10 protein-coding genes are annotated in these 10517 nt (G+C 70.3%); 5 read left to right on the top strand and 5 right to left on the bottom strand.

Going from position 1 to position 10517, the window contains the following annotated elements; genetic code table 11:
* The 3 genes from AB0M56_RS44020 to AB0M56_RS44010 all read right to left on the bottom strand — a co-directional run.
* The coding region (locus AB0M56_RS44020; RefSeq protein WP_364187677.1) for a 3,4-dihydroxy-2-butanone-4-phosphate synthase at positions 1 to 437 on the bottom strand (437 nt) is incomplete at its 3' end.
* Positions 434 to 1255 carry an isocitrate lyase/phosphoenolpyruvate mutase family protein gene (locus AB0M56_RS44015; RefSeq protein ID WP_364187674.1) on the bottom strand — a complete coding sequence of 274 codons (822 nt, stop codon included), beginning with the start codon at positions 1253 to 1255 and terminating at the stop codon, positions 434 to 436. The genes AB0M56_RS44020 and AB0M56_RS44015, both read right to left, overlap by 4 nt.
* A gap of 57 nt (positions 1256 to 1312) precedes the next feature.
* The gene (locus tag AB0M56_RS44010; RefSeq protein ID WP_364187672.1) at positions 1313 to 3064 is read right to left on the bottom strand and encodes an AMP-binding protein; all 1752 of its coding nucleotides are present in this window, start codon (positions 3062 to 3064) and stop codon (positions 1313 to 1315) included.
* 227 nt (positions 3065 to 3291) lie between these two features.
* Here AB0M56_RS44010 and AB0M56_RS44005 point away from each other — a divergent pair, with 227 nt between their 5' ends.
* The 4 genes from AB0M56_RS44005 (at position 3292) to AB0M56_RS43990 (ending at position 7250) form a co-directional block, all read left to right on the top strand.
* Positions 3292 to 3984 carry an MBL fold metallo-hydrolase gene (locus AB0M56_RS44005; RefSeq protein WP_364187669.1) on the top strand — a complete coding sequence of 231 codons (693 nt, stop codon included), beginning with the start codon at positions 3292 to 3294 and terminating at the stop codon, positions 3982 to 3984.
* 33 nt (positions 3985 to 4017) lie between these two features.
* Entirely contained in the window at positions 4018 to 4281 is a 264-nt protein-coding gene (locus tag AB0M56_RS44000; protein ID WP_364187666.1) for a hypothetical protein, read from the top strand.
* Positions 4282 to 4876: 595 nt separating this feature from the next.
* Positions 4877 to 6103, top strand: coding sequence for an MFS transporter (locus AB0M56_RS43995; protein WP_364187663.1), 1227 nt, complete (start codon positions 4877 to 4879; stop codon positions 6101 to 6103).
* Positions 6078 to 7250, top strand: coding sequence for an acyl-CoA dehydrogenase family protein (locus AB0M56_RS43990; protein ID WP_364187660.1), 1173 nt, complete (start codon positions 6078 to 6080; stop codon positions 7248 to 7250). The genes AB0M56_RS43995 and AB0M56_RS43990 overlap by 26 nt, the downstream gene beginning before the upstream one ends.
* Here the strand turns inward: AB0M56_RS43990 and AB0M56_RS43985 are convergent.
* Entirely contained in the window at positions 7240 to 8658 is a 1419-nt protein-coding gene (locus AB0M56_RS43985; RefSeq protein ID WP_364187657.1) for a PLP-dependent aminotransferase family protein, read from the bottom strand. The genes AB0M56_RS43990 and AB0M56_RS43985 overlap by 11 nt on opposite strands.
* On the opposite strand from AB0M56_RS43985, the gene AB0M56_RS43980 reads away from it, so the two are divergent.
* Positions 8657 to 9652 (top strand): cysteine synthase family protein, encoded by a 996-nt coding sequence (locus tag AB0M56_RS43980; protein WP_364187654.1) that lies wholly within the window; start codon positions 8657 to 8659, stop codon positions 9650 to 9652. The two genes, AB0M56_RS43985 and AB0M56_RS43980, sit on opposite strands and share 2 nt — an antisense overlap.
* 8 nt (positions 9653 to 9660) lie before the next feature.
* On the opposite strand, the gene AB0M56_RS43975 is transcribed toward AB0M56_RS43980, so the two are convergent.
* Complete coding sequence (locus AB0M56_RS43975) at positions 9661 to 10449, bottom strand: AraC family transcriptional regulator (protein ID WP_364187651.1); 789 nt, start codon at positions 10447 to 10449, stop codon at positions 9661 to 9663.
* Between the last annotated feature and the right edge of the window lie 68 nt (positions 10450 to 10517).

The following is a 10517-nucleotide window of genomic DNA, read 5'->3' as shown; positions in this document are numbered from 1 at the left end:
TCGGTGTGCCCCGGACGGCGCAACACACCACCCTCCTTCGCCCGCAACGGCACCACATGCCCGGGACGGCGGAAATCCTTCGCCGACGCCGCCGGATCAGCCAGCAACCGCATCGTGTGCGCACGATCCGCCGCCGAAATACCCGTCGTGATGCCCTCCGCCGCGTCCACCGTCACGCTGTACGCAGTACCGCGCACATCCTGGTTCGTGTGATACATCGGCGGCAGATCCAACCGATCCGCCTCGGCTTCGGTGAGCGAGACGCACACATACCCCGAGGTGTAGCGAACCATGAACGCCAGCAACTCCGGCGTCGCCTTCTCCGCCGCGAAAATCAGATCGCCCTCGTTCTCACGATCCTCATCATCGACCACCACCACCGCACGACCCGCCGCGATGTCCACAATGGCTGCTTCGATCCCCGCGCCGCCGGTCACCCCTTGGCCTGGCGCAGCAGGCGGCGGAACCGGAACCGCGAGCCGCTCGTCGCCGCGGCGAGGTCACCGCCGGCCAGATCGATCGCGGCCTGATCGAGGACGGACATCACGTGTGCGTAAAGCGACGAACCGAGACTGATCCGCTTCACACCGGCTTGGTGGAGTTCGGACACCGTCAGCGTCTTGTCCGCCGGTGACACCACGACGTTGACCGGCTTGGGCGCTACCGCCTGCACGATCTTCTCCACCGACGCGAGGTCGGGCGGGAGCGGCGCGAACAACACATCGGCGCCGGCTTCCGCGAAGGCGCTGAGGCGGCGGATGGTGTCGTCAAGGTCGTTGACGCCCTGGATGAAGTTGTCGGCGCGGGCCGTGACGACGATCCGCTGCTTCGCCGCCGCGACGGCATGGCGCACGCGGTCCACCGCCTCGTCGAACGGCCGGATCGGGTTCTCGCCGGTGCCGGTCGTGTCCTCGACACCGATGCCGGCCAGCCCGGCCTCGACCGCCGCCTCGACGGTGGCGGCCACGTCCTCGCAGGCCTCGCCGTAGCCGTCCTCGAAGTCGCCGTTGATCGGGAGCTCGGTGAGCCGCTTCAGGAGTTTCGCGTGGTCGAGGTGTTCTTCGCGGCTCACCGCGTGGCGGCCGTCGAACCGGCCCAGCGTCGCGGCGAACGCGGCCGAGCTGGTGCCGATCGCTTCGAAGCCGGCGTCGGCCATGAGCAGGGCGGAGAGGCCGTCCCAGGCGTTGGGCATGACGAGGCCCTCGGGGCGGGTGTGCAGCGAGAGGAAGTGTTCGTAGGTTTCGGAGCCAGGCATGGCGGCGGTCCTTCGGCAGTCGAGGTTCGGCGGTTCAGCGTTCGGCGGTTCGGCGGTTCAGCGGGCCAGGTCGGGGAACTGGTCGTCGCGCCATTCGGTGCCGGCTTCCGCGCCGAGTTCGCGGGCCCGCAGCTCCACGCGGCGGATCTTGCCCGAGATCGTCTTGGGCAGATCGGCGAACTCGAGGCGGCGCACGCGTTGGTACGGGGCGAGGTTCTCGCGGGCGTAGCGCAGGATGGACAGCGCCGTCTCCTTGGTGGGCTCGTGTCCGGGCGCCAGTCCGATGTAGGCCTTCGGCACCGCCAGGCGGACGGCGTCAGGCGCCGGCACCACGGCCGCCTCGGCAACAGCGGGATGTTCGATGAGCACCGACTCGAGTTCGAACGGGCTGATCTTGTAGTCGCTGGCCTTGAAGACGTCGTCGGTGCGGCCGATGTAGGTGAGGTAGCCGTCTTCGTCGATCGAGGCGACGTCGCCGGTGTGGTAGTAGCCACCGGCCATGGCCTCGGCGGTGCGTTCGTCGTCGGCCAGGTAGCCGGTCATCAACGTCAGCGGACGCTGTGCCAGGTCGAGGCAGATTTCGCCCTCCCCCGGTCCTGAGACCACCTTGCCGCTCGCGGGTTCGACCAGCACGACCGGAACCCCTGGCAGCGGACGGCCCATGGAGCCCGGTTGGACGTCGGATTCGGGGGTGTTGCCGACCTGTGCGGTGGTCTCGGTCTGGCCGAAGCCGTCGCGGATGGTGATGCCCCACGCCGCGCGGACGCGTTCGATCACCTCGGGGTTGAGCGGTTCGCCGGCGCCGATCGCCTCGCGCAGGCCCGCCGGGCGGGCACCGAGGTCGGTGTTGATCAGCATGCGCCAGACGGTGGGCGGCGCACAGAACGTTGTCACTTTTCGCACACGCAGCTGGTTCAGGAATGCGGCCGGGTCGAAGCGGCTGTAGTTGTAGACGAAGATCGTCGACTCGGCGATCCACGGGGCGAAGAAGCAGGACCACGCGTGTTTCGCCCAGCCCGGGGACGAGATGTTGAGGTGGACGTCGCCCGGCCACAAACCCAGCCAGTACATCGTGGCGAGGTGCCCGACCGGGTAGGAGACCTGGGTGTGCTCCACGAGCTTGGGCCGCGTCGTGGTACCGGAGGTGAAATACAGCAGCAGCGGGTCGCCGGGTGCCGTGCCGGGGTGTTCGACCGGGGTGTGCGGCAGATCGGCGGCTTCATGGAGGTCGGCCCAGCGGAAGTCGGCACTGTGCAGATCGGGACTGAGGAAGTCGGCCCGGTTTTCCGCCGGGCCGACGCTGATCCGCGTGTAGTCGCCGGGAACGTCGGCGAACTTAGGCGTGTCGGCGGCGTTGCAGATCACGTGCCGCGGCTCGCCTCGGGTGATGCGGTCGGTGAGGTCGGCGGCTCCGAGCGCGGTCGTCGTCGGCATGATCACGCCGCCGAGCTTCATGATCGCGAGCATGGCCTCCCAGAGCTCGACCTGGTTGCCGAGCATCAGCAGCACGCGGTGTCCTTTGCGGACACCCCGGTTTCGCAGCCACGTCGCCAAGCGGTCGGACGCGCGGGACAGCTCGCCGAACGTTCGCCGCGTCTCCGAGCCGTCTTCCTCGACGATGACGAGGGCCGGGCGGTCGTTGTCGGCGTTGTCGCGGGCGACGGCGTCGAACCAGTCGACGGCCCAGTTGAACCGCTCGCCGAGGTCGGGCCAGCGGAACTCCTCGACCGCGCGAACGTGCTTGCCGCGCAATGCCAACAGCTGGTCGCGGCTCGCCTTGTAGCCCCGGTGTGCGTCGCTCGTGGTCACCAGCGATCCTTCCTTCGGCGTGATACCGCGACTATGCGTTTTCCGGCCGGCCCGTCGCTACCCTTGAACGGGGGTAACCGCGTTGAAACCCGGTTTTCCTTTTGCGACAATCAATCCCGTGCCGCACGGCGTTCGGAGCTCCGCTCCCGCGCGCGTGCGCGCGTGGCTACGGTTCCACAGTGGACATTTCTCCACAGTGGACTCTTGTGACTTCCGAAGGAGGACCCGTGCCCTTCGACTTCGACCGCTTACCTTCGTGGCTGGCCTGGCAGCAGCGCCCGTTCCCCGACGCGAACCTGCTCCTGCTGCCCGGCCGGCAACCGGCCCTGGTGGACAGCGGCTTCGTCGGGCACGCGGAAGAGACGGCCGAGTGGGTCCGCGCGCACACCGCGTCGCTCAACCTGGTCGTGAACACCCACTGGCACTGCGACCACGTCGGCGGCAACGCCCTGCTGCAGAAAAGCGGCGCCGGCATCGCCGCCAGCGCCCGCGACGCACTCGCCGTCGCCCGGCGCGACCCCGGCTGCTGCCAGATGGAGTACCTCGACCAGCCCGTGCCGCCCTACTCCGTCGACGAACTGCTCGACGACGGACAGGTTTTGTTACTCGGCGACACCGGATGGGAGGTGATCCGAACACCCGGCCACACCCCGGGCCATCTCGCCCTCTGGCAACCGGACGAACGCCTCCTCGCCGTCGGCGACGCGTTGTCGGACTACGACGTCGGCTGGGTGAACCTCGCCCTCGACGGTCCGGATGCCACCACCACCGCGCTCGGTTCCGTACAACACCTGATCGATCTCGAACCCCGCGTGCTCCTTCCCGCACACGGGCCCATCCCCGCCGACACCGGCGCCGCCCTCGCCAACGCCGCGCGCCGCGCCCGGCGCCTCGTCGACGACCCCGACGGCGCCGTCTGATACGGCGCCCGCCGCGTCTTCGCCTACGCCCTCATGATCCGCGACGGCATCCCCACCGACGAAGTCGAGCCCTACCTCCACGCGCGCGCCTGGCTCAAGGACGCGGCCTGGCTGCTGCGCCGCTCCCCCGAGTCCCTCGCCACGGAACTCATCACCACCATGCTCCGCGCCGGCTCCATCACCTCCCGCGACGGCAAGCTCCACGCCACCGCCGAACACACGCCCGTCCCACCCTCGTCGCTGCGGCAACCCCCACCGGCGACCTGGCCGGCCGTCGAACCCGCCCGCCTGCCGTGACTCGGTGTGCGAATCCGCACAGCCCGAACACCCGCTCCGCGCCGCGGCCTCGGCGGTGCCGGCATCCCGGCCACCACACAAGCCTCGTCGGGGAGTTGCCCGTGGTCCATCCCGAACAACGGGGAACCGACCGGTTCCGAAAAGCCGCCGCGAAGCGCGCGTCGGCCTACCCGGTCGCCGTGGCTGCGCCGCCGATGTCCTCGCCAGCCGTCGAAGAGCCCCGGGTCCTGACACCCCGGCAACCAAAGAACCTCGCTTGGGAGTCGACCGTGAAGCATCCAGAACAGCGGGGAACCGACCGGTTCCGAAACCCGCGGCGAAGCGCGCAGCGGCCCACCCCAGTCGCCGCAACTGCTCCCCCGAAGTCCTCGCCGGCTGTCGAAGGGCCCACGGGTCCTGACTTCCCGTTGCCACAACGGAGACCTCGTTTGGGAGCCGGCCATGAGCCATTCCGAACAACGCTGACAACGCCGACCGGTTCCGAAAGCCGCGGCGCAGCGCGCGTCGGCCCACACCGGTCGCCGCAGCCGTGGAGGAGCCCCCGCGGTCCTGACATCCCTGTCCCCACAACGAGAATCTCGCTTGGGAGTTGAACGTGCACCAGTCCACGCAGAGTCGAGTCGCCTGGGTGCGGGCGGCGGCCGCGTTGTTCGGCGTTGCGTGGGGGGCGAACCACTTCACGCCACTGTTGCTGGTCTACCGGGGTGAGCTCGGGTTGCCGGAGTCGGCGGCGACGAGCATTTTCGGCATCTACGCCGTGGGGCTGGTGCCGGCGTTGATCTTCAGCGGGCGGGCGGCGGACCGGTACGGGCGGCGCGCCGTGTTGCGGCCCGCGATGCTCGTCTCGGTGCTGGCCACGCTCGTGCTGATGCTCGGCCCGGTGTGGTGGCCCTCGCTGTACGTCGGGCGGTTCCTGGCCGGCGTCGCGTCCGGCGCGGCGTACAGCGCGGGCACCGCGTGGGTGACCGAGCTGTCCCCGCCCGGCCGTGGCGCCCGGCGCTCGGCCGCCGCGTTGTCGCTGGGGTTCGGGATCGGGCCGTTGCTGGCCGGCGCGCTCGCGCAGTGGTTGCCGTGGCCGGTGGAGCTGCCGTATGTCGTGCACCTGGCGTTGATGGCCGGAGTGCTCGTGCTCGCGTGGCGGGTGCCGGAAACCGCGCCGGCACTCGCGCGGGCCGAGCGCGCGCAGTGGCTGCCACGGCCGGCGGTGTCGCGCCACTTCCTGCTCGGAGTGGTGCCGTGGGCGCCGTGGGTGTTCGGGACGGTCGCGATCAGCATCGCGACCCTGCCCGCGTTGTTGCCCAGCCACACGGCGAGCGCGATCAGCACGCCCGTCGCGTTCAGCGGGCTGGTCGGCGGGCTGACGCTGCCGCTCGGCGCGCTCGTCCAGCCGATCGCGCGCCGGCTCGCGCACGCCGGGCACCTGCACGCCCCGGTGGCCGGGCTGCTCGTCACCGCACTCGGACTGGCCGGCACGGCGCTCGTCGCGTGGCACCCGGTCACTCCGCTGGTCCTCGTGACGGCCGTGGTCCTCGGCACTGGCTACGGCATCCTCATGGTCACCGGCCTGGACAAAGTGGAACGCATGGCCGAGCAGCACGAGTTCGCCGGGCTCGTCAGCATCTTCTACGCGCTGGCCTACCTCGGGTTCGCCGCGCCGTACCTGCTCGCCGCGCTCGCCGGCGGCGCCTCCTACGCGCTGTGGCTCGTGATCGCCGCGCTGGCCACCCTCGCCACCATCCCCCTCATGATGCTCGGCGGCCAACCCCTGACCCTTCCCTCGGCAGATGGAGACCGACATGAACCAGCCGTTCGCGAACCCTGACTTCGAAGCCTTCCGCATGTCCGAAGAACACCACGAATTGCGCGCAACCGTACGTTCCCTGTGCGAAAAACAAATCGCCCCGCACGCCGCGGACGTCGACGAGAACTCGCGCTTCCCCGAAGAAGCCCGCGCGGCGCTGACGGCGGCGGGGTTCCACGCGATCCACGTCCCCGAGCAGTACGGCGGCGAAGGCGCGGACGGCCTGGCCGCCTGCCTCGTGATCGAGGAGGTCGCCCGGGTGTGCGTCAGCTCGTCGCTGATCCCGGCGGTCAACAAGCTGGGCAGCATGCCCGTGCTGCTGTCGGCGTCCGAAGACCTCAGGAAGCAGGTCCTGCCGACGTTGGCAAACGGACAGGCGTTGTTCGCCTACGGACTTTCCGAGCGAGAATCCGGCTCAGACGCTGTTGCGATGAAAACAAGGGCCCGGTTCGACGGCGACCACTGGGTCCTCAACGGCGCCAAAGCCTGGATCAGCAACTCCGGCGTGGCCACCTGGTACACCGTGTTCGCCGTGACCGACGCCGACCAGGGCGCGGCCGGCATCTCGGCCTTCGTGGTCCACGCCGACGACCCGGGCTTCGAGGTCGGCGCGAAGGAACGCAAGCTCGGCATCAAGGGCTCCCCGACGTGCGAGCTCTACTTCACCGACTGCACCGTCCCGGCCGACCGGATCGTCGGTGAACCGGGCACGGGCTTCAAGACCGCGATGCGCACTTTCGATCACACCAGGCCCACCATCGGCGCCCAAGCGGTAGGAATCGCACAGGGCGCGCTCGATGCCTCACGCGCGTATGTCAAAGACCGCACACAGTTCGGCAAGACGATCGCCGAGTTCCAGGGTGTGCAGTTCATGCTCGCCGACATGGCCATGAAGATCGAGGCCGCCCGCAGCCTCGTGTACCTCGCCGCGGCGAAGGTCGAGCGCGGTGAGCCCGACAAGACCTTCTTCGCCAGCAGCGCTAAATGTTTCGCGTCCGACGTGGCCATGCAGGTGACGACCGACGCCGTCCAGCTGTTCGGCGGCGCCGGCTACACCCGCGACTTCCCGGTGGAACGCATGATGCGCGACGCGAAGATCACGCAGATCTACGAGGGCACCAACCAGATCCAGCGAATGGTGATGGCGCGTGCGCTGCTCAAAGGTTGACTTCCGCACACGCCGTTGCGAGACGGCGAACACCTTCGGTGATTTCCTGCGCGCCCGAGGTGTCGGCGAACCCCAGCCGCAAGTGCGGAGCCGGAGCCTCGGCGGCGAAGTACCCGCGGCCGGGCGACACCGCCACCCCGGCGCGCAGAGCCGCGGAGGTGAGGGCGGTTTCGTCCGTCCCGGCGGGCAGGCGCAACCACAGGTAGTGGCCACCCGTCGGCACCCTCGGCGGAGCAAGCGAAGGCAGCTCCCGCTGGAGCGCGCCCACCATCGCGTCACGGCGCTCCCGCAGCCCCGCCGCGAGCGCACGCAAGTGCCGCGGCCACGACGGCGCAGCCACGAGGTCCAAAGTGGCCTCCTGGAACGGCCTCGGCACGAAGAAGCTGTCCACCACCTGGATGGCGCGCAGTCGTTCCAGCACCGGGCCCCGCGCGGCGAGCGCCGCGACCCGCAGGTTGGGCGACGTGGCTTTCGTCAACGATCCCAAGTGGACCACCGAACCGTGGGGATCGTCCGCGACCAACGGAGCCGGCACCGGCCCACCGTGCCCGAGGTGGCGCGCCCAGTCATCCTCGAGCAGGAACGCACCGGCCGCGTGGACGATCTCCAGCAGCTCGCGCCGCCGCTCCGGCGCGAGCACGGCCCCGGTCGGATTCTGGACCAACGGCTGGCAGTAGAACACCTTCGCCCCGGTCGCCGCGAGCACCTCCCGCAGGAGGTCGAGCCGCACCCCGCCGTCGTCCATCGGAACGGGCACCGGGCGCAACCCGGCCGCGCGGGCAGCGGCGAGCACCCCGGGATATGTCGGCGACTCGACCAGGACCGCGGATCCCGGCGACGCGAGCGCACGCAACGCGGTACTCAGCGCCGCCTGGCCACCGCCACTGATCACCACCTCGGCCGGCGTGAGCCTCAGCTCCCGCGCGAACCAGGCCCGCAACGCCGTCAGCCCGGCCGGCGGCGGCCGCTCCCACGCGCCCGGGCGGCGGGCCGCCGACGCCAACGCGCCGGCCATCGCGCGTTCGGGCTGCAGCGAAGCGTGCAGATAGCCACCGTTGAACGCGACCACGTCCGGCGGCGGCACAGCCAGGCCGGCGCTCAAGCCGGACGCGTCGACCACCCGCTCGCCACCCTGGCCATCCGCCGTGAGCGCGATCTCCTGCCACGACGTGTCGACAACCGGCTTCTCCCGGGCAACCGTCTCCGCGCGATACGCACCGGCCCCCGGCCGTGTCACCACCAGCCCGTCGGCCGCGAGCACGGCGAGCGCGCGCGACACCGTCACGGGACTGACCCCGAAGCGTTCGACAAGAGCCCGGCTCGACGGCAGTTTCTCACCCGGCGAGTAGTGATTGAGCTCATTTCGCAGCACATTGGCCACGTTTCGCGAACTGCTATCCTGGGACATGACGGTGAATGATAGCGCTATTGCTCGCACAGGAGTAGCAGTCGGCGTCCTGCCCTCGGCGCTCGACGCGATCGGCGACACCCCGATGGTCCGGCTCGACCGCGTCACCGGCGGCGTCGACGGGACCCTGCTGGCCAAGCTCGAGTACCTCAATCCCGGCGGGTCCAAAAAGGACCGCGTCGCGAAACGGATCATCCGGGCCGCCGAGGAAACCGGGGCGCTGCAGCCCGGCCAGCCCGTGGTCGAGCTCACCAGCGGCAACACCGGTGCCGGCCTCGCCATCGCGTGCGCGGTGACCGGCCACCCGTTCGTCGCCGTGCTGTCGCGCGGGAGCTCGACCGAACGCGCGCGCATGATCGCCGCGCTCGGCGCCGAGGTCGTGCTCGTCGACCAGGCCCCCGGTTCCGTGCCCGGCCGTGTTGCGGGCGTGGACATGGCGCTGGTGGAAAAGCAAGCTCGGTCGATCACCCAGGCACGCGGTGCGTTCCGTTCCGATCAGTTCGAAAACCACCACAACGTCGAGGCCCACTACACCGGCACCGGCCCCGAGATCTGGGCGCAGACGGGCGGCCGGCTCGACGCGTTCGCCGATTTCGTCGGCACCGGCGGCTGCCTGGCGGGCGTCACGCGGGCGCTGAAGGAACGGGATCCGGCCATCCAGTGCTTCGCCGTCGAACCCGAGGGCGCCGCGGTGCTCGCCGGACACGAGGTGTTCGAATCCCACCACCCCATCCAGGGCGGCGGCTTCGGCCGGGCCGACCTCACACATCTGCGTGACGTGCCCCTCGACGGCTACCTCCAGGTCAGCGGCGACGAAGCCCGCCGGACCTCTCGCCTGCTCGCCACCCGCGAAGGCATCTTCGCCGGTTTCTCCGCCGGTGCCAACGTCGCCGCGGCCCTCCACCTCCTGCGGCACGAGCTCGCCGGCGCCACGGTCGCCGTCGTGATCCCCGACTCGGGCCTGAAGTACCTGTCGACGGACCTGTGGGAGTAGCCGTGGCCTCACCGCCGTCCGGCGAACCGCGCCGGGCTCACGCCCAGCATGCGCTTGAAGTGCCGGGTCAGGTGCGACTGGTCGTAGAAGCCGACCTCGGTGGCGACCGCCGCGGCCGGCACACCGGCCAGCAGCAGCCGCCGCGCCAGCTCCACGCGACGGCCCGTGAGGTACAGGTGCGGCGGCAGCGAAAACCGCCGGGAGAACGCGCGGACCAGGTGCGTCGGGTCCGCGTGCAGCAGGCGCGCCGCCTCGTCGAGCGGCAGCCCGGCGACCACCCGCGAGTCCAGCAGGTCGCGCAAGTCGTCGGCCAGCCCGCGATCCGGCTCGCGGCGGATCACATCGCGGCGCAAGTGTGTGCCCAGACGTTCGAAAATGAACGCGAGCCGGCTCTGCGCCTCGAACTCGTCGCCCGGCGCGGCGAGCGTGTCGTGCAGCCGGCTGATCCGGTTCGCCAGCTTCGGGTCCCGCAGGTTCGGCTGGTCGGTCGCCGGGCCGATCAGCCGCGCGTCGAGCGCGTCCTCGGGCAGGTAGAGCACGCGTTTGCGGAACCCGCGCGGCGCCGCGGTGCGGCCGTTGTGCGGTACGTGCGGCGGCAGGAGCACGACCTGCGAACGCAGGGTGCCGTGCTCGTGGCGGTCGAGGTCGTACTGCAGCACGCCGTCGTCGAGGATCAGCAGCGTCCACACGGTGTGCGTGTGCACGGGGTAGGCGTGCTGCACGAAGTGCGCGTGGAACACCTCGCTGATGCCGGGAACGCCGGGGCTCCACGCGGTGATCTCGGATTCGCCTGCCATGCAAGGAACGTACAAGAAATCTGCGCGCCGGGCGGCGAGGATCGGTGTGATCCCCAGCCCTTCCCGTA

The sequence above is a fragment of the Amycolatopsis sp. NPDC051372 genome (assembly GCF_040682095.1).
Classification (GTDB): domain Bacteria; phylum Actinomycetota; class Actinomycetes; order Mycobacteriales; family Pseudonocardiaceae; genus Amycolatopsis.
Note: the sequence above shows the minus strand (reverse complement) of the source record. Positions and strands in the feature narration are given on the sequence as shown.